Raw genomic sequence first — 24,257 nt, 5'->3', positions numbered from 1 at the left:
TCCGTTACACTATTGTAATTGATTATTAGGGTTGAAACAAGTAGGACATTGATGCTCCGACTTCTCCCACACATATTGGGTCAGTTCGGCCGTCATACTATAGAACATAAATGGAGTCATTAAATAGATTCCTTTGAAATGTTTTGTTGCTACATCCAGAAGCTCCTTAGCGATCTTCACACCCATTGCTCGACCTTCTTCACCTTCGAGACCAGCCATCCGGGAACGCACTTCATCCGACAGCTGAATACCCGGAACCTCATTATGCAGATATTCTGCATTTCGGCCGCTAGCTAACGGCATTACCCCTACAAAGATCGGCACATCCAGATGCTTGGTCGCTTCATGCATGGCTACAATTAGTTCAGGATCGTATATCGGCTGCGTCATAATATAATCGGCTCCGGAAGCAATCTTTTTCTCAAGACGCTGTACAGCCTTATCCAAATGTTTCACATTCGGGTTGAATGCGGCACCAATAACAAATCCCGCCTTCTGCTTGAGCGGTTTACCGGAGAAGGATACGCCATCGTTCAACTGCTTGATCATACGTATAATTTCAAAAGAAGTCAGATCGTATACCGAGCTTGATCCGGGCAAGTCTCCAAATCGTGCAGGGTCACCTGTTACAGCGAGTACATGATTAATGCCTAGAGCATCAAATCCCATCATGTGCGATTGTGTCCCGATCAGATTCCGGTCACGACATGCAATATGCACCAGTGGGCGCAATCCTGTACGGTCCTGAACAAGATGGCCGAGAGCCATATTACTCATCCGGGTAACCGCTAGGGAATTATCAGCCAATGTTAACGCATCTGCACCTGCTGCTTTCAATGTCTCGGCACCTTTCATAAACTTCGCAATGTCGAGATCACGCGGTGGGTCAAGTTCGACGATGACCGTATGACGTTGTTTGACCAGATCCACAATCGTAGGCTGCCCACCCCGTCCAGACCGTTCATCTACATTCTCATGCAGGATAATACGCGGTTTCGACTCGGATGGATCAGGTTCCAGTATTGGAACAGGTGTGTATTCAACAAGAGCCTGGGCGATTGCGGCGATATGATCAGGTGTTGTACCACAGCAGCCTCCGATGATACGTGCGCCCAGATCAGCGAATTGCACTGCCGTCTGTCCGAAGTATTCCGGGGACGCTCCATAACGGAACTGACCATCGACGTAATCCGCTGCACCCGCATTCGGGTAAACAGACATTGGGACACCGATACGGCCTGACACCGTCTCCATCGCCCGCATAATTCCGTTTGGACCGGAACGGCAGTTGAAACCAATGACGTCAGCCCCTTGCTCACGCATGATTCGGAAAGCTTCTGGCATCGTATATCCATCCAGTGTGTGCCCTACATCCTCAACAGCGAACTGTCCAATCACGGGCAGATCACTCAGCTTGCGAGCCTGCAGGAGGGCGATATCCATTTCCTCGATATCATAGAAGGTTTCGAGCAGAATGCCGTCCACTCCTTCTTCGAGCAGTGCAAAAATCTGTTGCTGATAGAAACGCTTCAATTCACTTGTTGATACGTTGGTCCGCTTTCCTCCACGAATGGAGCCAACCGCGCCCAGAACATAACCGTTTGCGCCAGCTACTTCTTTGGCGATACGTACACCGGCACGGTTGACATCCTCGACCTTGGACTCCAGACCAAACTTAGACAACTTATCGTAATTGGCAGAGTACGTATTGGTTTCATGAATTTCCGTACCTGCATCGCGGTAACGACGATGCACATCTGCCACCACTTCAGGTGATATCAAGTTCAACTCTTCATAAGAAATCCCTACCGGGAATCCCATCTGATACAGGAAAGTTCCCATCGCCCCATCCCCTATGAGGACCCGTTCCTGCATTACACTGCGTAAATCCGCCTTCATCCCTTTTCCCCCCGCCTGACTGATCATTTCATACTAATGTAACACAAAAAACATCTGAAAACGAAGAAAAACACAGGTTTTTCGTGAAATTCAGTTTCTATAACCCTCTGGACTAGTAGGAATTCATATAACTGCAAAAAAAGAGGCCCCAAGGCCTCCTCATTTAAACGTATTCTTTACGAAGTGACTCCCTTGAAAACAACTTCAGCAGGTCCAGTCATGTACACGTGGTTGTCTGCTTCGTTCCACTCAATATGAAGATCGCCACCCTTGAGGCTGATCACCGCTGTGCGATCCGTATGTCCGTTCAGAACGGATGATACCAGTGTTGCGCAAGCTCCGGTTCCACAAGCAAGTGTTGGTCCAGCACCGCGTTCCCACACACGCATGTCCACATAGCCGCGATCGCGAACCGTTGCGAACTCTACATTGATTTTTTTCGGGAACATGGGATGAACCTCAAGTAGTGGCCCCCATGTCGATAGATCGAAATTCACAGCATCATCCACATAGATGACTGCATGAGGATTACCCATGGAGACAGCCGTAAATTTGAACTCCTGTCCATTGGCTTCAATGGAATGATCCACCACCGGATTGGCATCGACAGTCGTTGGAACCTGAAGTCCATTCAGGATGGGCTCTCCCATATCCACTCGAACGGTTTGCACTTTACCATCACGAATGTTCAAGCTTACGGGTTGTACACCCGCACCAATGGTTTCAATCGTAATCTGTTCTTGGGTCACATGACCATGATCATATACATATTTGGATACACAGCGTATGGCATTGCCACATTGCTCTGCTTCCGAGCCGTCCGAGTTCATGATGCGCATCTGAAAATCCGCCTTCTCTGAAGGCAGTATATAAACCAGGCCATCCGCACCGATACCGAAGAAACGGTTGCACCATTTTACAGCCAATTCTGCTGCATCAGCCGGAAGCTGTTGTTCTCCAAACACAACAATAAAATCGTTGCCGAGTCCGTGCATTTTTGTAAATTCCATAACCTTGCCCACTCCTTTTGGCAGTCTACTGCCAAAGCGTTATTCTTGCTTCTCTACAGGATACCCTGGATATTCATATCCAACATTTCCAATAAAAAAAGCTATCCTGCAAAATGCCGAGGAATCTCGCCTCGAATCATTTTGAGGATAGCATAACGAAAACGATAAGCAATTGCTATTGATTTTATGCCGAAAACTTTGTACTTTTCGGTACGAAGCGGCCTGGGCCCATGCGGCGACGGTTGCGACGACCTCCCCACACGCTGCCCACTCCCATCAGGAAGGTTGGAATACCTGCGGCAACGATGGAAATGGCCCATTCACGCATACCCAGTGGTACTGTTTTGAAGATAGGCTGCAACGGCTCTACATACATGACCGCCAGCATCAGCACGATGGATGAAATAACTGCAAATACCAGGTACTTGTTCTGCAATGGATTGCGGTGGAAAATGGAGCGTGAACTACGGCAGTCAAATACATGAATGAGCTGTGCCAAAACGAGAGTAGCAAAGGCAACAGATTGAGCTTTAATGAGCTGACCCGGTTGATCTGGCGCGGCCTGTAGGGTAAGCCAGAACGCCCCGAGTGTACAAAGCCCGATCAATACACCCCGACTGACAATTTTCCAACCCAATCGTCTGGCAAAAATATTTTCCTTGGCGCCACGCGGCTTGTGTTCCATCAGATCTTTTTCCGGCTGATCCACACCAAGTGCCATCGCTGGCAATCCATCCGTCACCAGGTTGACCCACAGAATCTGGATCGGCACGAGTGGCAAAGGCAGTCCCATCATCATCGCGAAAAACATCGTTAAAATCTCGCCAACATTGGATGCTAGCAAATACCGGATAAACTTGCGGATGTTCTCATAAATATTACGCCCTTCTTCAATTGCAGCTACTATAGTAGAGAAATTATCGTCACTCAGAATTAACGCCGATGCTTCCTTCGTCACATCCGTGCCTGTTATTCCCATCGCAATACCGATGTCTGCTGCTTTAATGGCTGGTGCGTCGTTCACGCCATCTCCAGTCATCGCTACGACATGTCCTTTGCGCTGCAATGATTTTACAATCCGTAGTTTGTGCTCAGGCGATACTCGTGAGAATACGTAAATGCCCTCTACCTGTTTATCCAGCTGCTCGTCCGTCATACCCGCCAATTGTTGTCCGCTAAGTGAAGCCCCACCCCGTGGAAGAATACCTAACTGTTGGGCGATAGCCTCTGCCGTCGTACCATGATCGCCCGTAATCATAACGGTACGTATGCCTGCTCTGCGACAAGTCGCAATTGCATCCCGTGCCTCACGCCGCGGTGGATCAATCATGCCTGCAAGCCCGACAAAAACGAGTTGGCTCTCGGCAGCATGTTCATTCTCTACTTTTTCATTCGGCCGTACATCGCGGTAAGCCATCCCGAGAACCCGCAGTGCAGAACCCGCCATATTCTCGTTCGCCGCCATGACTTTCTGCCGCAGCGTTCCTGTGAAAGGTACAACATTGCCTTCCCACAAAATGTAGCTGCATTGCCCAATCAGTACATCTGGTGCACCCTTGGTGTAGACCATCCGCCCACCCTGATGGTGAACCAAGACAGACATCCGCTTCCGGTCAGAGTCAAACGGGAACTCCTGCTCACGTGCATATAACTCTTTGAGGCCAGCGGGGGTAAGTCCCATTTTGGAGGCCAGTGTTACAAGCGCCCCTTCCGTAGGGTCGCCTTTCAGCTCCCATACCACGCTGTTTTCCTTGACCGCTTCATTAACATGATCTTTCTTTGTACCTTTCTTCGCTTCTTTCTTATTATCCTTATTTGTCTCTTTGCCTTTCTTTTTATTCCGCATCTCATCTCCAACACTCTCGATAATACTGGCATTATTACATAGTGCGCTGATCTGAAGCATTCTCCGCAATGTCTGGTCACTCTTCAGTTCCAAGGTACGACCATTCTCCAGCATCTGTCCTTCCGGTGCATAACCATCCCCGGTGACCTTGATGCTGCGTCCCTCCAGCCACACGTCCGTAACCGTCATCTTGTTCTGGGTCAACGTACCCGTTTTATCCGAACAGATGACCGAGGCACAACCAAGGGTTTCGACGGAGGGAAGCTTGCGCACAATCGCTTTTCGCTTGATCATACGCTGTACGCCCAGAGCTAGCGCAATCGTTACAATCGCTGGCAAGCCTTCTGGTATGGCGGCTACTGCAAGGCTGACGCCTGCCAGAAACATGCCTACTGCCGGTTGTCCATGCAAAATACCTGCAACAACAACCATGACGGTTAATCCGAGCGCCACAAAAATCAAAATTTTACCCAGCTGTTCCAGCCTGTGTTGCAGCGGTGTTTCCTGTTCCTCCGTATTCTGGATCAGGTCGGCGATTTTGCCCATCTCGGTATCCATGCCCGTCCGGACCACAACGCCCTTGGCGGTACCACGAGTGACCATTGTTCCCATGAATCCAATATTCTTCTGATCTCCTAGCGGCACATCCTCCGCAGCTATGGGATGGCAATGTTTGCTTACAGGAACCGATTCCCCAGTAAGTGCAGATTCCTCCACATCGAGGCTGTTCGTGGACAGCCAGCGTACATCGGCAGGTATACGATCACCGCTCTCCACAAGCACGATATCCCCTGGCACCAGAAGTTTGGCTGCAAGATGAGCTTCCTGACCCGACCTTAACACTTTGGCCAGTGGGGCAGACAATTGTTTCAATGCACGAAGGGAACGCTCCGCCCGGAATTCCTGTACAAAACCAAGAATGGCATTAAGCACAATGATGGCAACAATCGTTACAGCATCCAAGTATTCTCCAAGCAATCCGGACACCAGTGTGGCCCCCATCAACACCAGAACCATAAAATCCTTAAATTGATTAAGCAATAATGTAATTGGAGATATGCGCTTTCCTTCGCTCAGCTCATTCGAACCGGCGGTCTTCCTCTTTTCGGTTGCAGTCTCTTCGGTTAATCCTTCCTCAAGACTGACGCCAAGAGTGTTACGAAGCTCTTCAACGCTAAGTTGGTGCCACTTGGTATGTTCCATGCTTCAAAATTCCCTCCCAGTCTGTATTTCCTCTGTAAAACGTCACACATACTACACCGGCTATGCTAATCAACAGGTTGTACGCGATGCCGGACAAACTACCTGCTCTATATGTATTCGGACAGGACCCTAATTAGCACCCGATGGCGAATCCTTTCCCTGATGGGCAGAATAAGCTAAAATAAAGGTCTGTGGTTATATACGCAGTAGCAATCCGATTTTTTTGTTACACAAACGAATACGAATCTGCAACGGGTTCTTTTTTACATATCCCGGTGTTCATTTCAGTTATAGATAGAGAGGACGTTGAAAAAAAATGGCATTGGACGGCATCGTAACACGAGCTATCGTACATGAACTGCAAGGCTGCAAGGGCGGACGCATCAGCAAAATACATCAACCTAACGGCCATGATGTTGTACTGACCCTCCGTGCTCAGCGTGGAAATAGCAAATTGCTTATTTCGGCAAGCCCGACATATCCGCGTGTGCATTTTACCGAAAAAACGTTTGTTAACCCTACCGAAGCTCCCATGTTCTGCATGCTGCTGCGTAAGCACTGCGAGGGTGCGATCATTGAGGAGATTCGTCAGATTGGTATGGAGCGGATTATTCATATCGACGTGCGTCAGCGCGATGAACTGGGTGATGTTTCGGTCAAACGGATCATCATTGAACTGATGGGGCGTCACAGTAATATTGTTTTGGTCGATCCGATTACGGGAACGATTCTGGATGGAATTCATCACGTAACCCCGTCCATCAGTAGTTACCGGGTCATTATGCCTGGATTTTCGTACACCGAGCCACCAGAGCAGCATAAAAGCAATCCGCTGGAAGTGAGCAGCACTGAATTCCAAAATAGCTATACTGCTGCTGAAGAAGAGGCCTCTCGCTGGCTGGTGAATTCATTCAGCGGTCTTAGTCCGCTGATCGCAGGAGAGATTACCTCTCGGGTATCTGCTAATCAAGGTGACGATCAAGCTGCAAGTGAAGGTGAGGCTCGAATCGAAGCCGATGCACTGTGGAATGCTTTTGAGTCCATCATGGGGCCAGTAAGAGATAATAGTTATACGCCTGTGACTGGGCTAAATGCTAAAGGCAAAATGATTTTCTCAGCCGTTCAGCTTCAGAGCATTCAGGACGCAGAGAAAACCTATGACACGATGAGCAAGTGTATGGAAGATTATTACGGAGACAAGGCCGAGCGGGATACGGTCAAGCAAAGAGTGAGCGATCTGCTACGTTTTCTGCAAAATGAGCGCAGCAAAAACATCAAAAAGCTGGACAACCTGAACAAGGATCTGCTGGAAGCCGACGACGCGGATAAATTCAGATTATGGGGTGAGCTGTTGTTTGCCTCCCTGCATCAGGTTAGTAAAGGGGACAAAAGTGTGGAGCTTGTGAACTTCTATGATGAAGATCAAGCGAACATTACCATTCAACTTGACCCATTACTTACACCGTCTGACAACGCACAACGTTATTTCAAACGATATAACAAATATAAGAACAGTCTGGCTGTTATTCATGAGCAGCTTGGAAAAACAAAAGACGAGATCGACTATCTCGACAATCTGCTCCAGCAACTGTCTATCGCATCCATGAACGACATCGAGGAAATTCGCGATGAGCTTGTGCAACAGGGGTATCTTCGCGACCGCAACAAAAAAGGCAAAAAGAAAAAGAAAAACGACCGCCCTACAGTGCATCAGTTTACTTCTTCAGAGGGAATTGAACTTCTCGTAGGCAAAAACAACCTGCAAAATGAGTACGTCACCAACCGTCTGGCTTCTTCCAATGACACTTGGTTGCATACCAAAGACATCCCGGGTTCACATGTCGTCATTCGCAGCACAGACTTTGGCGAAGCAACCCTGGAGGAAGCTGCACAACTCGCGGCTTACTTCAGTCAGGCCAAAGAATCCAGCAGCGTGCCGGTGGACTACACATTTATCCGACATGTACGCAAGCCAAGTGGCTCCAAACCAGGCTTTGTCATTTATGACCATCAGAAGACCCTGTTTGTGACGCCGAACGAAGAACTGGTTAAAAGTTTGCCATCCACGATCAAAAATGGATAAGATGCTTGCTTTCAATCCTGTTAGGCAACGTAAAATCCCCCGGAACAAAAGACTGTTCGGGGGATTTTTTGTTTCTCAATTAACCATGGACTTAAGTTGGTGATTCAGATTATTGTTTTATTTTGAATATAAATTCAGTTTAATGTATAATAATTCAATTGTGGATTCTATAAATAAACTTCTAAGGATGTGTCCCATGACGCTAAATATCAGAGCAACTCAGCCTAATGATGTACTACCACTGAGTGCATTAATGCACGAGTATGTCGTCGGCTTTTATAACAACCCCTGGCCTGGTGATCAGGCAATCGAGCTTTTAATCAAAAACTTGCTTGATCAGCAGATAGGTGTTCAATTCGTTGCAGAGCAGGACGGTGAACTCATCGGATTCGCTACACTCTATTTTACCTACAGCACCATGAAGGCAAACCGCGTTGCCATTATGAATGACTTGTTTGTGACGGAAGCTTGGAGAGAAGGCGAAGCCGAGGCCAAACTGTTTGAACATTGTCAGCAGTATACACGTGAACACGGATGTGCTTACATGTCCTGGATCACAGCAGCAACCAACGAGCGGGCACAGCAGTTATTTGAACGCCTTGGAGCTGCTCGCGGCACATGGGTGAATTATTCCATCACCTAGCCTAATTATAGGCAATCAAAAAGGACATAGAGACATGGCTAGCGACTAACGCTCACCCCATCTCTATGTCCTTTCTTTTTTTCATATTCAATTTTAGCACGATGACAACCGATCCCTTATACCCCAGTCTCATACAACATATGAAGAAAGTTTCCCAATCAAGACTTTCCGGCTGCAGCCCGGAGTTTATCGAGCACATCAACGGTTACGGTTTTGCTTCCCAGATCCCCGTGGAAAACCACCCCTTGTCTTACACCATGGTAATCCGAACCACCTGTTTGAATGAGCCCAAATTCCCGTGCCAACTCCGCATATCTGCGCTCCTCTTCTGGTCCATGATCCGAATGAACCACTTCAATACCGTCAGGATGGGCGTCCACCAGAATGCGACGAACCAATTCGTCGTCTCTGTATAAACCAGGATGGGCAATAACAGCAGCACCATCCGCATCTTTAATCCACTGGCATGCATCTTCCGGTGCAACTCGGGGAACCGATACATAGCCCGGTTGGCCTTCAGCCAGATAACGATTGAATGCATCCTTCATATCAGCGGCATATCCTTTTCGTACCAACACATCGGCCATATGAGGTCTACCGATGCTTTCATCCGGCTCCAGCGGTCGGCCAAGGCCATCAATGACCTCCTGCCAGCTAATTTCGAGTCCAAGCTCCTGCAGTTTGGCAATGATCAGATGATTGCGTTCTTCTCTCGCCTCCCGAAGCCCGCGCAGTCGCTCCAGAAATTTCTCATCTTCTGTATTCACATAATACCCCAGCACATGAATATCCTTGCCGCCCGCGCAGGTACTGATCTCTACCCCTGCCACAACGTCAATCCCATACTCACGGCCAGCCCGCTGTGCCTCGGCTACACCAGCTACTGTATCGTGATCTGTCAGCGCCACCGCAGACAGTCCTCTTTGTTTGGCGAGCTTCACATTCTCGGCAGGTGGCTGCATTCCGTCCGACGCTTGGCTATGCGTATGAAGATCACAACGTCCATTAATTTGATTCATGAACAACAGCTCCTTCTTATATCTAGTGAGTAACAGAATGGATTTAAATTAATATGACCCTCTTATTCCGCTCGTCCTTCTGATGTTGTCTGCTCATGCTGACGCAAATAATTCAGGAAAGCTACTGCTGACAAGGGAAGCAATGAAGATTTCAGATGTATAGCGTAGAATTGTCGTTTGAACTCAAGCCCACGAATATCCACGATATGAACCAGTCCAAGGGCCAGCTCATGCTGAACGGACGACGGGGATAACATGGTGATACCCACACCCGCTTCTACGGCGGATTTCACAGCACCTGTACTGCCAAGTTCCATCACCACATTCATATCCTGTGGATCTATATTTCTCTTCTGCAACTGATCTTCCATCACCTGACGGGTACCCGAGCCTTTTTCCCGCAACACAAACGCGTAGTTCAGCACATCTTCAAGCTCTACTTCCCCACGATCTGCCAGAGCATGCCCTGCCGGAACAATCAGCTTCAATTCATCCTGCATGACCGGCTCTACAATCATATCCGGGTGGTTTACTGGCGCTTCAATCAGTCCAAAGTTAAGCTGATGTTTCAAGATATCGTCCATAATTTGCGTCGTATTCATCACTTTCATAACGATCGAGATATCCGGGTATTGGCGAGCAAAAGGGCCCAGCATTCGTGGCAACACATACTCACCAATCGTCAAACTTGCCCCAAGCTGCAATCTGCCTTGCAGCATCTGTGTAAACGCGGACATCGCCTCATCTGTCTGTCTGACCAATTCTACACTGCGTTTGGCATGAGGCAGTAATGTCCGACCCGCCTCGGATAATTCTATTTTCTTGGTAGAACGATGCAGCAGCTTGGTCCCAAAATAATCCTCAAGCGATTGAATCTGCATCGTCACCGCAGGTTGTGTCATATGTAGTGCTTGCGCAGCCGCTGAAAAACTTCCCTTCTCTGCTACGGTATAAAAAATATGCAATTGATGAAAATTCATATCTTCGCCCCTCTTCTGTACGCTTTCCCCATTGTAGCCGATTTCGTGAATTCCAACAAAAAAAGCATGCAGCTTGTCTGCATGCGATGTAACCTGAATCTATCAATTCGAAAATATGGATTATTCCAAACTTACTTATGCTTGCGACTGTTCTTGACAAGAGTCATTCGTCTTGAATGTCTTAGCCAAGAATAATACGATTTTAAATCCCGCAGTTCAATCGTCTCGGACATTTTCCCCAGAAACGTAACAACAATCATCTTATGAAGCGGATTGCCAGCAATGTCATATTCCCCTTCAAGTTCAGAAAATTCAGCAACCACGACCAAATCTTCGTCGATCAGGTAAACATCCTGCTCATTACGGTAGTATGGTGTAATACGGTCCTGCTTCAGACACTCCCATAACCATGCCGCAATATGGTCATCATCATTACGTGCCGGCTCAATACGGTCTGCATACCGCATCTTGGCATGATTGGTAATGACGATGTCGGCCACTTTTTTGTCTCCAAGAGCCACGAAAAAAGGCTCGTACGTGCTCCAACGTTGCATCACCTTATCACGCATGGGAATCACTCTCCACCAGATAGGACTTTCTATCTATTTATTTACCCAATATATTACAACATAAGTCCCGCAACCTCAAGGCGTAACTTCAGATTTTTTCACAAAATCCAGTTTATGCCTAATTCAATAAAAGAGCGGCCCCGAAGGGCCCCTCTGGTTAATCGTTTCGAAATGTACAGTGGCAATAAGTTCACTGTACATTCCCAAACCATTTTTGTTATATCCCGTAAAAACTCGTTTTGTCCATCGTTTTGCTAGCATACTCTGTTTTAATCTCATTCCGGTAGGAACGTTCAACCTTGCGCACATAGGAAAGTCTGTTCACATTTTTCATCGTATCTTCAGCCCGCTCTGCATTAACATACATGACGACATAATGCATACGGCGGGAGATGTAATGAACGGTACCATACTTTTCGAGATTACGAGCCGCTTTTAAATCACTGACCCATATAATGAATCCTGTCCTTTCCGCAAACATCATTTTCCCCGCCTTTCTATAATGGAGACCGGATCCTCGGAAAGGTCCGGTCTGTCATAAATTTATGTTCTTATCAAATCTTAGCTACAACCACACTTGCCTCCGCTACCGCAGCCGCCCTTCGGATTGGGATCATTGCTCGGTACCTTGATCGTCGTTGACACGGCGAATGCAATCGTCTCCGACATCTGGAACAACATATCGTCCAATGCTTTCTCCGCCTGTTTGAAGCGGGCTACCGCCTCGAAATGTTCCAATTCAAGCTCTAAAGCCTGAACCTGATCTTTTGCGGCGTGATAGTCCGGGTGAAAATGCCCAAAACGCTGGGTTTCTTCGAATAGTTCCTTTTTGGCTTCCAGCTTGCGTATCCCCGCCTGAATTTCAGGGCTCGTCTCCACTTGCTGCTTCCAATATAAATAATCCGATACTTCGGCTGATTGGTTAATCATGTCGCCCAGTTCATATGCGCCCGTTAACACTTGGGCCATATCGACCGTGTTCATTTCCGCTACGCTCATGAAATTCATCCTATCTATATATAAAGTTCTACTTAACGTAGACTACTTCATCATATCATATCCCCGAAAAGTTAAGAAGAGTTTTTCCTGCAAATAGAAATAAAGGGAACAGGCGATCTGCTTTGGCAAAGTCGATCAAGTTTATGCATGGTTCGGAATAATCAGGCGTATCTGGTTCCATTCGTTAGGTGAGAAAGTACGGCGTTCTGTGGGATCTGTACCATCCTCCGATATGGACCAGCCCGTTAGTGTCCAATCTTCATGACCTTGAATCTGATCAGGGATAACATAAACGATATGGCTGTCCAGCTTCAGACCCAGTTTTGTCTGCCATTCAATGGCTTTCGCAGCAATCTGACGAGCTGTGGATACATGATATCCTCGCCACTCGTTATGCCACATCTCAGGGATCTCTCCGTATCCGGGAAACAGACCTGACTGCTCCGTGATGGAATGATCCTGTTCATACATGTGTAGATTGGAGTCACTTTGAATGAGCCCCACTCTTCCACGAATATAAAAGAGTTCCTTCTGCACCTCAAGTCCGACTTTGAACTCATCTGCTCCGAAAATGGACTCATCTTCAATGGCTTTCGCCTCTGGCCTGTTCAACTTTTCAAGTAATTCACTTCTCGATTTATATATCCAGGTGTCCTTTTTCTTAACTTTATCCACCGATTCATCCTGATCAACGTTCTGCCTAGCATCCATGTAAAGTCTGTCTGCATCCTGTCCCCACTGCTGGATCGCTAGCTCCACATGCTCAGGCACTCCCGAGACAGCATACAGTCTAAGGAAGTTTATCATTACATCCGCTGTAAGACCGATCTCTGATGCTGCGATGATTCGTTCCTTTGTTATCCGATATATGGACATTCGATCACGACTCACAAGCTCTGCACCAATGTCCAGATTCCAGCGGACCTGTGGGGCTACATCTGGAGGAACCATAATTTCAAAGTCAGGCTGAACAAAAATCGTATTCTTTTCCGGTTTTTCTGACTCGTAATTCCCAAAGTTCAATAAAATTCTCGGATCAATCTGCCAGCGATATAAAATCTCTCCCGCAGCTGACTCACCAACCTCACCATATCCCAAACCTGTCAGAACATCGAGCCAACCCCAGATATGTGTTAAGAAGGATAATCCTGAAGAACCTTCACTCTCTCTAATTTCAATTACTTCTTTCAACTCAACGTTGTCTAAAGTCCCTGCTGAAATACTCAACCATTCATTTTCCCGTGAAGCAAACATCATCAGTTGATAACGAAAGTGCTGAAGTTTAGGCTCAGCTACACCATATCGGTCCTTACATACGCTATAGATTTCTCGGTGCATTGAAGACCACGACAACGTTAACCAGTGATAAAGACGGTCAGGTGACACATGCATTCGGTTATGCGCCTTTTCAATCAAACCCAGACTGAGCAGCAAATCAATAATAAGAGCCACATGGACTGGATACACATCCGAATGATCATAGTGAATACCTAATTCGGCAAAATCTTCAGGGCCCAGAACCGTCATCCGACTTAATCGCTGCACCATTTTCTTGTGAATAGTTCCCTTACTTGTTAATGGAAGTCCTCCTTGGGCTTGACCTTCTCTTACCATCCAAGCCAATACATGCAGAAGCTCTGCAGCAATATCCGGCTTACCTTCTCGAACAATCTTCACTTTCTGGACTTCATTACTGGATATGGACTTATCTTGTGTCATTTGATCCTGTATTACATTCGTCTTCAGCTGAGCGAACTGTCCAACTCGTGCCGCATAGGCGATAGTTAACAAAGAAAGTAGTGATTCTGGTATGTAATACAGACGTTCGCCCCAAGACTTGCGCACAGCTTTGATCCAGCCTTTATGCCGAAGCGCTATAAACGCCGTCACTGCTTCAGCTCTGCTAAGACCATCCACAGCCCACTCTGCTGATGTCAGCATGCTGGAAAAGGGTTGTCCGGCATATTTGCAAAAAATCACACCAAGTACCGTTCTTTCAACGCATGAAAGCTCTTTTAATGAATTCACATCCAGATTACCTTGTGTACGCATTGCTAATCATGCCTTTCTCTTATTTTTAAGTAGAGATGTAAACCGCATTTTCATTGCAATTCATGAACGATTTTGTACTCATAACCTTGTTCGGCCAGAAACATCTGACGACGTAATGCAAACTCCTGTTCCTTACTGTCCTCCGATACAAGGGCATAGAAATAAGCTTTATTTTCTCCGGACTTCGGCCTTAGAATCCGACCCAATCGCTGGGCTTCTTCCTGCCTTGAACCGAAACTGCCGGATATTTCAAGGGCAACGGCAGCATCAGGAAGATCCACGGCAAAATTGGCAACCTTGGATACGACAATCGTTTTGATCTCACCACGCCGGAACGCTGCAAACCATTTCACTCGCTCTTGCTGGGACATCGTACCCGATATGAGAGGTGCTTCAATTTCCCGGGCAATGCTCTCAAGCTGATCCAAATACTGTCCGATGACAAGCGCTGGCATCCCCTCATGATGGTCCAATATCCGTCTGACCACAGCTAATTTGGCCGGATTTTCGGCTGCAAGGCGAAATTGGTGCTTCACCTCTGCTTCCAAATAGTTTGATCGTAGTTCAGGAGTAAACGGAATGCGTATTTCCTGGCACTGTACATTCGCAATCCACCCTTGCTGCTCTAATTCTTTCCACGGCATGTCATATAGTTTCGGACCAATTAGCGAAAATACATCCTGTTCACAGCCATCCTCACGCACCAATGTTGCTGTCAATCCCAGTCTTCTTGTAGCCTGAATATCTGCTGTAGCTCGAAATACAGGTGCTGGAAGCAGATGGACCTCATCATAAATGATGAGTCCCCACTGGCGTTCACTTAGCAATTTGATATGAGTAAAATCAGCATCTTTCGATTTTCTATGTGTAAGAATCTGATAAGTTGCCACGGTCACAGGTTTCACCTGTTTTTTCTGACCGGAATACTCACCAATCTGTTCATTCGTTATCGTTGTTTTATCCTGTAATTCCTGAATCCATTGCCGAACGGATGTGGTGTTCGAGGTCAAGATAAGACATTCACATTGCAGACGTTCCAACACGGCCATCCCAATAACCGTTTTGCCTGCACCGCAGGGAAGAACAAGCAGACCACTGCCTCCCATGCCTTCGCTACCTTCAAATGCATCCACTGCATCTCGCTGGTAAGGGCGTAACCTGAATCCTTCTGAACTGTCACTTTGAGTATTCGCTTGCCATTCAAACGGCAGACTTGTTCCTTCTCGATATCCCGCATAATCCAGCACCGGATAACCCAAACGAGTTAGTTCACGCTTCAGCAATCCGCGTTGCTCACCGCCAAGTATGAGCTCATGGGGATCGACACGTTCCATCCGAAAAGCCGAGATGGTCTTCATACTGCTTAATTCATCCAGCAATCGTTCATCTTCACTCACGAGACGCATTCTCCCGTGATCTGCCTGTGGCTTCAATTGCAACTTCCCATATTGATGGATAATTCTTTGGATATCTTGAATCAGGGCGGCAGGAACATTCCAACGAGACACTGATTCCAGACTTTCTATCACTTGATCAGCACTCCAGCCGAGTGCAGCGGCATTCCACAGTGATAATGCAGTGATGCGATATGTATGAAAAGCCGCAGGTGTCTTCACCAGTTCGGCATACATCCCTAGTTGAGCTCTGGCCTGATCAAATCCAGGATGACCCACTTCAAGCAATACTGTAAAATCACGCTGGACAATGCAGGCGTCCGTTTTCTCCATTCCGCTTCCTCCCTAATTTGAAAATGAGTTATATGTTTTTCCGAATAACAGGCATCACAAAAAGTCCAGTTCCGGTTTCTTCCGAAATTGAACCTGTATAATACAACAGTTCGACCTTAATTTAAGCTTTATAAAGACCTAACAAAAAAAAGCACCCTGCTCATACCTTGGTATGAATAGGATGCCCAACTATACTCAAATCATTCGGCTGTATATCCTTTAGCCATTGCTATAAATAGTTTCACAGCATTTTGCATGGCATCCTCATCAAAGTCGAACTTGGGATGATGATGCGGATAGATGGCATTCTTCTCCGGGTTACCTGCTCCAACAAACATAAAGCAGCCAGGAATCTGCTGTAAGTAATAAGCGAAATCTTCAGCTGGCATCAACTTCGGTGACTTCTGTACATGTTCTTCACCAAATACATCTACCGCTTCCTTGAAGAAACGTGCCGTTTCCTGCTCATCATTCACGACAGGAGGATATCCCATAATATAGTTCAACTTCGTCTCGGCACCGTAGATCTCTCCGGTCTGAGCCACGATCGTATGCACACGTTCCTTCATGATACTGCGCGTCTCTTCATCAAAGGTTCTCACTGTACCCGTCATTTTACATAACTCGGCGATGATATTCTGTGCTGAGCCCGCCTGCATTGTACCAATCGTCAATACTGCGGGACGCAAGGGATCCACCGAGCGACTGACAACCGTCTGCAATTGCATCACAAGGGCTGAACCAGCCACGAGACTGTCCACCGTGGATTGCGGCATGCCGCCATGTCCACCTTTTCCTTTGATCTCAATATAAAAGTCATCTGCCGCTGCCATCATCGGCCCCGGAGTACTCGCTGCCACGCCTACAGGAAGCGGGGTCCACAGATGAATTCCATAGATGACATCTACCCCTTCCAGTCCGCCGTCTGCTATGACCTTGAGCGCACCACCTGGTAGCAACTCTTCTGCAGGTTGGAACAAAAAGCGAATCTCACCCTTGATCTCATGTTTATGGCGACTGAAGTACAATGCCGTGCCTAGCAAAATGGATATGTGACCATCATGACCACAGGCATGCATAGCTCCTGCTTGTTGTGATGCATATTCAACGTCCTTCTCGTCCTGAATCGGAAGTGCATCCATATCTGCACGAAGCATTACGACAGGCCCTGGCTTGTCCCCACGAAGGGTACCTATAACCCCGTGTCCACCAACGTGTCGTCTCACTTCAACACCAAAGCTCTCCAGCATACCCGCTACAAAAGAGGATGTCTTCTCCTCATGAAAGGAAACCTCAGGATTCCGATGAAGATGACGACGCCATTCTACCATGTGGATTTGCAGGTCATTCCACCATATATTATTTGTCATGTCTCTCCATCCTTTCGCTCTCTATACGGGACTTTCATCAAGCCCGAACCTTCCTCTTGAAACCTATTGCTGTATATTGTAGCAGAATTGGAAGAAAACCGATACGAATGACCGCTTGAAAGCTTGCACGGGAAGGGGAAACATACTATCATAAACTAGAGAAAAGAACGAGATTTATACTCTCGGAAGCTTATGAGGAGGATCAGACGCTTATGATTTTTGAGAATACAGGCTTGGATGGCTTGAAGAGCGACTTGGCATACCTGGATGAGAGCGCCGAGAAAGTCGGATTTGTCCGGTGGCAATGGGAATATTATCGTGCTACATATGACTACAAAATTGAAGATGAACAAACCAAATCGGAATACTTTGTACGTATTAATACCCGTGCGATAGATGGCAAACTCGAAAAACCGGATACGGTTCTCACAGTTGAAGCTGTTTATCTTGGAAAAGCAACCTTTCCACATGGTCTGGATTATGACTCTACCGTACCGCAGCCAGTCGTGAAGCTGGCGGCCCAAAAACTACAGCAGCTTAAAGAACTGCTGGAAGCATAGGCTGGGCCGAACCATGAAACAACAATCGGCCCAAACGAAAACGAAGAGAGGCACGCCGGATTTTCAACTGCTAATCCTCACTTTATTGTTGGTGGGCTTCGGACTGGTGATGGTGTTCAGCTCCAGTTCCAGCATTGCAATTGCAAACAAAAGTTTTAACAATGATGCCCTGTTCTTCACGAAAAAACAACTTATGTGGGCGGTTATCGGTTTAGTGGGCATGTTTTTTGCCATGAATATCCGATTTAACAAATACAAAAAACTTTATGCACCATTTTTCTTGCTCACCACGGTACTGCTACTAATTGTATTGGTTGCAGGCAAGAAGGTAAACGGTGCCCGAAGCTGGATTGAAATTATCGGCTTCAGTATTCAACCTGCAGAATTTGCCAAAATCGCCATTATCTTGTACCTTGCAGCGCTGATCACCAAAAAAGGTGAACGGTTCAGGGATCTTAGGACAGGATATATTCCCGTGCTGGTCATTGTCGGGTTCATTGCAGGACTTATTATGCTGCAACCGGACTTTGGTACCTGCTTCATTCTGGTTTCTACGTGCGGACTGGTCATTTATGCGGGTGGAGCAAGTATGAAACACATTATGGGTTCCATTTTATTGGTAGTGTTGGGAGCAGCATTGGCGCTTGGAGCGAACGCCTTGTTTTCTTCCATGTCTTCTTCAGATACTGCAGATAGCACCACTACTACGGAAGCAGCGCAGAATTATAAAATCGGGCGCATTCAGGCATTCCTTGATCCTTTATCCGACAAAACAGGTGGAAGCCTTAACCTCTATCGCTCCCTTGTTGCCATCGGGGATGGAGGCATCACCGGCTCCGGGATCGGACAAGGTACGATGAAGCTGCATTATTTGCCAAATGCCTATAACGACTTTATTTTCTCCGTAATTGGAGAAGAGCTCGGCTTTGTTGGAACTGCTCTGTTTCTGTTGGTCTACCTCTACTTCATCTGGCGAGGCATTATCGTCTCCCTTCGCTGTCCCGATCCATTTGGGACGCTGGTCGGTATTGGCATTATGGGATTAATTGCGATCCAGGCCTTTATCAACATTGGGGGCGTGACCCAGACCATTCCGGTGACAGGGGTTACCCTTCCGTTCATCAGTTATGGCGGTACCTCACTCTTTGTGATGATGGTGGCTATGGGTATCCTGCTCAGCATCTCGCGTACCAATAATTTGGACGTCATCAAGGAAGAGAAAACGAAGTCGGTGACGGTTCAGACATCCCGTACCTCTCCCGCACTTCGTTCACGTGAATCCATTCGCCGAATTCGGTAAATGGGACTGTTCCTACCGGAACAAATCATGTATCCCTTCAATTGAAAAAAGCAACACCAAAAAGGCTGTGCATCCGATGGGGTGCGCAGCCTTTTTGTGTGTACTCGGTTTTGTATACTCGGTCACTCTGTCTATCTAGATGAAGAACCAGGTCAATTACCGCTGTTCTTCCATCACGGATTGCTCAAATTTACAGATCGTCGCCTCTGAAAGATACGCCTTCTACCTTTACATTGACTTCAACAACACGTAACCCGGTCATGGTCTCTACCGCTTCTCTTACATTCTGCTGGAGCATGCGGGAAACTTCATGAATCGGTGTCTCGTACAGGACGATGATGCGCAGATCAATGGCTGCTTCCAGCTGGCCGACCTCCACGCCTACGCCTTTCTGTACGTTTTTACCGCTCAGGCGCTTGGCCCAGCCCTCTGACAATCCTCCAGACATTGCGGCAATTCCGGGTGTCTCCATCGCAGCCATTCCGGCAATTTTCGCCACTACGTCATCGGCAATCCGGATGTTTCCGCCCTCTAGTTGAAGTTGTTCTGCCATGCCACATCCTCCTTCACTTCGTTACTCGTATTTTAAATCCTTTCGACCCCAAAAAGCAAATTAAACTCAAAAAGATGCGTTTACAACCTACCATGATTTGGTTATATTGAAATATGAAAATAATCTCATAAGTATTTAGTCTTATCGTTTAAAACAAAATAATACGTTACCGAGGTGTTTGTTGTGAGAAAACGAATTTCATCCATTTTGCTGATTGCTACCTTTGCACTCAGCGCCGTCGCCCACTACTTGAAATGGGATTCGATTCTGCAATTCGTCATTTCAGCCATTTCGGTTATTTTTGTGGCCGGCTTTTTAGGCAAAGCCACCGAAAATGTTGCCCATTATGCCGGACAGCGGTTAGGCGGATTTTTGAATGCTACATTCGGCAATGCCGCCGAATTGATTATCGCCATTTTCCTCGTCAAAGAAGGATTGTTCGACATGGTTAAGGCCAGTTTGACAGGCTCCATTATCGGTAACCTGCTGCTGGTGCTTGGTCTAAGTATCTTTGCCGGAGGACTCAAGTTCAAAATTCAGAATTATAACGTATCCCTTGCCGGTCTAAACGGCTCCCTGATGATTGTAGCCATCATTGCCCTGTTTATTCCAGCCGTCTTCCTGAATACCCATTCCATCACACAGAAGGATACGAATACACTCAGTCTCATTGTCGCAGGCCTGCTGATCCTTGCCTACATAGCGTGGTTGGTGTTCTCCATGGTTACACACAAGAACTATCTCGCAGATGTCACTGTGGATGAAGATGAAGAATTGCCGCATGAACATTCACCCGAGTGGTCTAAGAAAAAATCAATTCTCTATCTTGTTCTTGCAACCATCATGGTTGCCTTCGTCAGTGAATGGCTCGTTGGCACCCTTGAGGTGTTTACTGAACAATTTGGACTCAGCGAACTGTTCGTCGGTGCGTTCCTCGTTGCCATTATCGGTAACGCCGCGGAACATAGTGCAGCCATCATGCTTGCCATGAAAAACAAAATCGGTGCCGCCGTTGAGATCGCAGTCGGCAGCAGTTTGCAAATCGCACTCTTTGTAGCTCCTGTGCTCGTTTTTGTAAGCTACTTCACAGGCAGAACGATGGACATTGTGTTTACAACGATTGAGCTGGTCGCCATTGGCGTAGCCGTATTTATTGCCAAGTCCATCACCCAGGACGGTTCAACGAACTGGTACGAAGGTCTGCTCCTAATGGTTGTGTATGTTATTTTGGGTGTATCGTTCTTCCTGGTATAACAGCACTCCCATCATCCTAAATAATAGACAAAAAATTAGCGCGTAAAAGGCAGCCTGGAAATCGCATTTCCAGGCTGTTTTTTCTTTTCTCCCTCGCCTGAACCACATCAGACGAGCTGTTTCAATTCAGGCGCACAAAAAAAGCATGCAAACACCTGCATGCCTTCTATTCTGACCCACGCTATTGCAGGCTATTGCTCATTCTTCTTGTTCAAAGCTTCATATAGAATCGCCAGATTCCGCTCAAGCGCGCTTACCAGCTGCTTACCAGCACCTTCTGGAAGAAGCCCTGCACGAACAGCAAAATCGACTTCCTTGGAGAACCCATACATCTGTGTATCCAGTACTTCCTCATAGAGAGGGCAGTAGCGGGTAGCCAGATTCTCCATCTGTACTTCAATAAGCTTCTGTATTTTATCTGCATCTTCTTGAAGAAGACTGATCGCTTTCATGTGCAACTGGTCCTGCAGATCAGATGAAGTCATGCATTTTTCCCCCCTATGTCCCAAAAATCGCGTAAAGACGTTCTACCTCTAATATTAGACGAAATCAGGAGCTAATACAAGAACCTGACCAAAATAACCATGGATTATGAAGAGCTTTATTCCTGCCTAATCCCCCTATTTTACGGAGGTCTTGCCGTACAACTGAATTATCTCATGCAAAAAAAGCACCTCTGCCATAATAGGCAGAGATGCTTCTTAGTGCCATTACTCTGATGCAATACTTACATTCAGTCCATGTTTGGCAAATACTTCTGACATAGCTGCTTTGGCTTCAGCTGCATCCGGGCCATGAACGTGCAGTTCATAGCTGTGCGTGCTGATCAGCGTTGTAAACAGTCCGAGAATACTTTTTACATCGATATACTTGTTCTCTGAATGAAGCACAATTGAAGAAGTAAACTTGCTCGCTGTTTGAGCAATTTCCACTACCGCTGCGTTATTACTCGACATAGGAATCCCTCCGTCTTTTCACTTTTGGTATCATCTATTAATTACCACTACATGATACCGTGAATCCGCTTTCCTAGCAACAGCAAAATACTGTTCCTACTTCAGACGATCCGGATTGAGGCATTCCAGCTCAGGAATAACGAAAATCCCGTCTTTACGGATCAATACATCATCAAAATAAATTTCGCCACCACCGTAGTCTGGACGCTGGATCAACACCAGATCCCAGTGAATGGAGGAACGGTTTCCGTTATCTGTTTCTTCATATGCCTGGCCTGGCGTAAAGTGCAAGCTGCCTGCGATTTTTTCATCAAACAGAATGTCCTTCATTGGGTGCAGGATATGTGGATTAAATCCAATTGCGAATTCTCCGATATGACGAGCGCCATCATCTGAATTCAGAATTTCATTGATGCGGTCTGTATCGTTGCTTGTTGCTTCAACGATTTTACCGTCTTTGAAGGTGAATTTAATATTTTCAAAAGTAATGCCGTTATACAGCGTTGGCGCGTTATAACTAATCGTTCCGTTCACGGAATTACGTACAGGGGCACTGTACACTTCGCCATCCGGAATATTTTTTTGTCCAGAACATTTCTCTGCACCGATATCTTTAATGGAGAAGTTCAGGTCTGTTCCCGGTCCAGTGATACGCACTTTGTCTGTGCGTTTCATCAGATTAGCCAATGAATCCTGTGCTTTGTCCATTTTAGCGTAATCCAAGTTACATACGTCGAAGTAGAAATCTTCAAACGCTTCTGTGCTTGTATTCGCCAGCTGTGCCATACTTGCATTCGGGTAACGAAGCACAACCCATTTTGTATGTTTTACCCGTTGCTCGCTATGTACCGGATGGGAATAAAGTGAATTGTACATTTTCATTTTCTCTTCCGGTACATCGGACAGATCGTTCACATTCTCCCCTGCACGGATGCCAATGTAACAATCCATTTGTTTCATCCGGTTCAGATCGATCTCTGCCCAGGTTTTCATCATTTCTTCTGTCGCATTTTTGAGCATGGCACGCTGTACTGTTTTGTCAGTCAGCTGTACAAAGACGTTACCGCCTTTTTTGCCTACTTCTTCAATAATTGCATTAATCAGATCACGTTCCGTGCCGATCATCTCAACCAGCACATTCTCGCCAGGCTGTACATCTACAGAGTAGCCCACCAAATTGGCTGCGAGCTTCTGAATTCTTGGGTCCTTCATCGTGTAAACTCCTCCTGTCATCCGCCATTCCCTGAATTGAACAACGGTAAATTACGATACTATTGTAGCACGCTACAACGATCCCGTCAGCAGGCAGCCCCGCAACTTATCTATTCATAAGCCCTGAAGTTTACATCCGTGACAAGAGCTTCTTTATTCCTTTTGCTGTTCATGTCCTTATAGCTCACCTGGCTTTCCGAGGAAAGTCGCAAGGGCAAGCTAGTTTTCCGATCTACGGTTAGATGATACACCGTCTGTACCTCGGCCTGTTTCATCATCTCTTGCATCGATGTTTCCCCTTGTTCCCACACTTTGTTCAAGTCCTTCTCCAGTTTCTCCTGAATGCCTCCCTTAACCGCAGTTGCCTTGTGCATATACTCTGCCCGAATCGCATTCATCTCGTCGTCAAGCTGTGCAAGCGCCCACGTTTTGGCATCTTTTGGTGCGAGTTCAATTCGCAGTATTTTCGTTCGACGACCTGAACCGTACTCGGACTTTATCGTTTTGTTCAACCGATCGATACTTTCCATTTGAGCGATGGGATTAAAACGGGACAGCGAGCCGCGCAGGGGCTCATGTTGGTCAGTTAAAGCCATCCATTGTCCTTGTTTGCGTTCAAAGGATGCACTGAATCCACTCGGTTGCCCATTATTGTTAACAGCCGCGGCATTTACCCCTTTTACTCCCGCTCCGGCAGCAGTCACAGCTCCAGGCAGCCTCGTTTGCAAGGTCAAGCGGTCATGATCCTCCAGCTTGCCCTCAAATTTAAACTGATTTTCGAACAGCCCGTTGCTTTCGCGTCGTAATCCTGCTTCCCCATCAAAACTCAGCTTTTCTTTGCCTGCAATTCCTGATAAAGCCAGTGAAAATAATTCCTCGGGAGTTCGATCTCGCCCTAACAATCCACAACCAGGAGCACACAACACAACTATGCTCAGAATCAACAATAGCCCACGTATATACCGACGGTTCAACATGTTCTATTCCACCTTTCCATCAAACTTTCTCCATAGCCTGCCCCT

General features: G+C 46.8%; 21 protein-coding genes. 5 read left to right on the top strand and 16 right to left on the bottom strand.

The window, feature by feature from the left end; genetic code table 11:
• Positions 1–9: 9 nt before the first annotated feature.
• The 3 genes from gpAD87_RS04925 to gpAD87_RS04915 all read right to left on the bottom strand — a co-directional run bounded on the left by gpAD87_RS04925 (position 10) and on the right by gpAD87_RS04915 (position 5,958).
• A complete protein-coding gene (locus gpAD87_RS04925) occupies positions 10–1,899 on the bottom strand; it encodes a bifunctional homocysteine S-methyltransferase/methylenetetrahydrofolate reductase (protein WP_064636607.1) in 1,890 nt (629 codons plus the stop codon).
• Positions 1,900–2,075: 176 nt separating this feature from the next.
• A complete protein-coding gene (gene dapF, locus gpAD87_RS04920) occupies positions 2,076–2,909 on the bottom strand; it encodes a diaminopimelate epimerase (protein ID WP_064636605.1) in 834 nt (277 codons plus the stop codon).
• Positions 2,910–3,093: 184 nt separating this feature from the next.
• Positions 3,094–5,958 carry a cation-translocating P-type ATPase gene (locus gpAD87_RS04915; protein WP_064636603.1) on the bottom strand — a complete coding sequence of 955 codons (2,865 nt, stop codon included), beginning with the start codon at positions 5,956–5,958 and terminating at the stop codon, positions 3,094–3,096.
• A 316-nt stretch (positions 5,959–6,274) separates the two neighbouring features.
• Here gpAD87_RS04915 and gpAD87_RS04910 point away from each other — a divergent pair, with 316 nt between their 5' ends.
• Both gpAD87_RS04910 and gpAD87_RS04905 read left to right on the top strand, forming a co-directional pair.
• The gene (locus tag gpAD87_RS04910) at positions 6,275–8,041 is read left to right on the top strand and encodes an Rqc2 family fibronectin-binding protein (protein WP_064636602.1); all 1,767 of its coding nucleotides are present in this window, start codon (positions 6,275–6,277) and stop codon (positions 8,039–8,041) included.
• 196 nt (positions 8,042–8,237) lie between these two features.
• Positions 8,238–8,684 (top strand): GNAT family N-acetyltransferase, encoded by a 447-nt coding sequence (locus gpAD87_RS04905; protein ID WP_064636600.1) that lies wholly within the window; start codon positions 8,238–8,240, stop codon positions 8,682–8,684.
• Between the two features lie 158 nt (positions 8,685–8,842).
• Here gpAD87_RS04905 and gpAD87_RS04900 read toward each other — a convergent pair whose 3' ends face one another.
• From gpAD87_RS04900 to gpAD87_RS04865, 8 genes are all read right to left on the bottom strand, one after another.
• Positions 8,843–9,703, bottom strand: a complete 861-nt coding sequence (locus tag gpAD87_RS04900) for a PHP domain-containing protein (RefSeq protein WP_064636598.1) — start codon at positions 9,701–9,703, stop codon at positions 8,843–8,845.
• Between the two features lie 62 nt (positions 9,704–9,765).
• On the bottom strand, positions 9,766–10,683 hold the full coding sequence (locus gpAD87_RS04895) for a selenium metabolism-associated LysR family transcriptional regulator (RefSeq protein WP_063565593.1): 918 nt from the start codon (positions 10,681–10,683) through the stop codon (positions 9,766–9,768).
• A 131-nt stretch (positions 10,684–10,814) separates the two neighbouring features.
• Positions 10,815–11,252: a hypothetical protein gene (locus tag gpAD87_RS04890; RefSeq protein ID WP_063565592.1), complete on the bottom strand. Its 438-nt coding sequence runs from the start codon at positions 11,250–11,252 to the stop codon at positions 10,815–10,817.
• Between the two features lie 217 nt (positions 11,253–11,469).
• A complete protein-coding gene (locus gpAD87_RS04885; RefSeq protein ID WP_063565591.1) occupies positions 11,470–11,733 on the bottom strand; it encodes a YlbG family protein in 264 nt (87 codons plus the stop codon).
• An 80-nt stretch (positions 11,734–11,813) separates the two neighbouring features.
• A complete protein-coding gene (locus gpAD87_RS04880; RefSeq protein WP_063565590.1) occupies positions 11,814–12,251 on the bottom strand; it encodes a YlbF family regulator in 438 nt (145 codons plus the stop codon).
• Positions 12,252–12,392: 141 nt separating this feature from the next.
• Entirely contained in the window at positions 12,393–14,303 is a 1,911-nt protein-coding gene (locus gpAD87_RS04875) for a helicase-associated domain-containing protein (RefSeq protein ID WP_064636596.1), read from the bottom strand.
• Between the two features lie 50 nt (positions 14,304–14,353).
• A complete protein-coding gene (locus gpAD87_RS04870) occupies positions 14,354–16,030 on the bottom strand; it encodes a DNA repair helicase XPB (RefSeq protein ID WP_064636594.1) in 1,677 nt (558 codons plus the stop codon).
• A 200-nt stretch (positions 16,031–16,230) separates the two neighbouring features.
• The gene (locus tag gpAD87_RS04865) at positions 16,231–17,400 is read right to left on the bottom strand and encodes a M20 family metallopeptidase (RefSeq protein WP_064636592.1); all 1,170 of its coding nucleotides are present in this window, start codon (positions 17,398–17,400) and stop codon (positions 16,231–16,233) included.
• 212 nt (positions 17,401–17,612) lie between these two features.
• Between gpAD87_RS04865 and gpAD87_RS04860 the strand changes: the two genes are divergently transcribed.
• Positions 17,613–17,960, top strand: coding sequence for a YugN family protein (locus gpAD87_RS04860; RefSeq protein WP_064636590.1), 348 nt, complete (start codon positions 17,613–17,615; stop codon positions 17,958–17,960).
• A 13-nt stretch (positions 17,961–17,973) separates the two neighbouring features.
• Positions 17,974–19,260: a putative lipid II flippase FtsW gene (gene ftsW, locus gpAD87_RS04855; protein WP_064636588.1), complete on the top strand. Its 1,287-nt coding sequence runs from the start codon at positions 17,974–17,976 to the stop codon at positions 19,258–19,260.
• Between the two features lie 190 nt (positions 19,261–19,450).
• Here ftsW and gpAD87_RS04850 read toward each other — a convergent pair whose 3' ends face one another.
• The gene (locus gpAD87_RS04850) at positions 19,451–19,813 is read right to left on the bottom strand and encodes an Asp23/Gls24 family envelope stress response protein (RefSeq protein ID WP_024631137.1); all 363 of its coding nucleotides are present in this window, start codon (positions 19,811–19,813) and stop codon (positions 19,451–19,453) included.
• Between the two features lie 183 nt (positions 19,814–19,996).
• On the opposite strand from gpAD87_RS04850, the gene cax reads away from it, so the two are divergent.
• Complete coding sequence (cax, locus tag gpAD87_RS04845) at positions 19,997–21,067, top strand: calcium/proton exchanger (protein ID WP_064636586.1); 1,071 nt, start codon at positions 19,997–19,999, stop codon at positions 21,065–21,067.
• A gap of 191 nt (positions 21,068–21,258) precedes the next feature.
• Here the strand turns inward: cax and gpAD87_RS04840 are convergent, their stop codons facing one another.
• The 4 genes from gpAD87_RS04840 to gpAD87_RS04825 all read right to left on the bottom strand — a co-directional run bounded on the left by gpAD87_RS04840 (position 21,259) and on the right by gpAD87_RS04825 (position 24,212).
• A complete protein-coding gene (locus tag gpAD87_RS04840) occupies positions 21,259–21,552 on the bottom strand; it encodes a YlaN family protein (RefSeq protein ID WP_064636584.1) in 294 nt (97 codons plus the stop codon).
• Positions 21,553–21,777: 225 nt separating this feature from the next.
• Entirely contained in the window at positions 21,778–22,023 is a 246-nt protein-coding gene (locus gpAD87_RS04835) for an HPr family phosphocarrier protein (RefSeq protein ID WP_024631140.1), read from the bottom strand.
• A 96-nt stretch (positions 22,024–22,119) separates the two neighbouring features.
• Positions 22,120–23,235: an aminopeptidase gene (locus gpAD87_RS04830; RefSeq protein ID WP_064636582.1), complete on the bottom strand. Its 1,116-nt coding sequence runs from the start codon at positions 23,233–23,235 to the stop codon at positions 22,120–22,122.
• A 110-nt stretch (positions 23,236–23,345) separates the two neighbouring features.
• On the bottom strand, positions 23,346–24,212 hold the full coding sequence (locus gpAD87_RS04825; protein WP_064636580.1) for a hypothetical protein: 867 nt from the start codon (positions 24,210–24,212) through the stop codon (positions 23,346–23,348).
• Positions 24,213–24,257: the final 45 nt, after the last annotated feature.

The organism is Paenibacillus sp. AD87, from assembly GCF_001659845.1.
GTDB classification, from domain to species: Bacteria; Bacillota; Bacilli; order Paenibacillales; family Paenibacillaceae; genus Paenibacillus; species Paenibacillus marchantiae.
The sequence above is the reverse complement of the archived record's forward strand: the minus strand, read 5'-3'. Positions and strand labels throughout refer to the sequence as shown.

Bases quoted from the DNA above. Each gene is read 5' to 3' on its own strand.
- gpAD87_RS04925 (WP_064636607.1), bottom strand. From the start codon at position 1,899: ATGAAGGCGGATTTACGCAGTGTAATGCAGGAACGGGTCCTCATAGGG.
- dapF (WP_064636605.1), bottom strand. From the start codon at position 2,909: ATGGAATTTACAAAAATGCACGGACTCGGCAACGATTTTATTGTTGTG.
- gpAD87_RS04915 (WP_064636603.1), bottom strand. From the start codon at position 5,958: ATGGAACATACCAAGTGGCACCAACTTAGCGTTGAAGAGCTTCGTAAC.
- gpAD87_RS04910 (WP_064636602.1), top strand. From the start codon at position 6,275: ATGGCATTGGACGGCATCGTAACACGAGCTATCGTACATGAACTGCAA.
- gpAD87_RS04905 (WP_064636600.1), top strand. From the start codon at position 8,238: ATGACGCTAAATATCAGAGCAACTCAGCCTAATGATGTACTACCACTG.
- gpAD87_RS04900 (WP_064636598.1), bottom strand. From the start codon at position 9,703: ATGAATCAAATTAATGGACGTTGTGATCTTCATACGCATAGCCAAGCG.
- gpAD87_RS04895 (WP_063565593.1), bottom strand. From the start codon at position 10,683: ATGAATTTTCATCAATTGCATATTTTTTATACCGTAGCAGAGAAGGGA.
- gpAD87_RS04890 (WP_063565592.1), bottom strand. From the start codon at position 11,252: ATGCGTGATAAGGTGATGCAACGTTGGAGCACGTACGAGCCTTTTTTC.
- gpAD87_RS04885 (WP_063565591.1), bottom strand. From the start codon at position 11,733: ATGTTTGCGGAAAGGACAGGATTCATTATATGGGTCAGTGATTTAAAA.
- gpAD87_RS04880 (WP_063565590.1), bottom strand. From the start codon at position 12,251: ATGAGCGTAGCGGAAATGAACACGGTCGATATGGCCCAAGTGTTAACG.
- gpAD87_RS04875 (WP_064636596.1), bottom strand. From the start codon at position 14,303: ATGCGTACACAAGGTAATCTGGATGTGAATTCATTAAAAGAGCTTTCA.
- gpAD87_RS04870 (WP_064636594.1), bottom strand. From the start codon at position 16,030: ATGGAGAAAACGGACGCCTGCATTGTCCAGCGTGATTTTACAGTATTG.
- gpAD87_RS04865 (WP_064636592.1), bottom strand. From the start codon at position 17,400: ATGACAAATAATATATGGTGGAATGACCTGCAAATCCACATGGTAGAA.
- gpAD87_RS04860 (WP_064636590.1), top strand. From the start codon at position 17,613: ATGATTTTTGAGAATACAGGCTTGGATGGCTTGAAGAGCGACTTGGCA.
- ftsW (WP_064636588.1), top strand. From the start codon at position 17,974: ATGAAACAACAATCGGCCCAAACGAAAACGAAGAGAGGCACGCCGGAT.
- gpAD87_RS04850 (WP_024631137.1), bottom strand. From the start codon at position 19,813: ATGGCAGAACAACTTCAACTAGAGGGCGGAAACATCCGGATTGCCGAT.
- gpAD87_RS04840 (WP_064636584.1), bottom strand. From the start codon at position 21,552: ATGACTTCATCTGATCTGCAGGACCAGTTGCACATGAAAGCGATCAGT.
- gpAD87_RS04835 (WP_024631140.1), bottom strand. From the start codon at position 22,023: ATGTCGAGTAATAACGCAGCGGTAGTGGAAATTGCTCAAACAGCGAGC.
- gpAD87_RS04830 (WP_064636582.1), bottom strand. From the start codon at position 23,235: ATGAAGGACCCAAGAATTCAGAAGCTCGCAGCCAATTTGGTGGGCTAC.
- gpAD87_RS04825 (WP_064636580.1), bottom strand. From the start codon at position 24,212: ATGTTGAACCGTCGGTATATACGTGGGCTATTGTTGATTCTGAGCATA.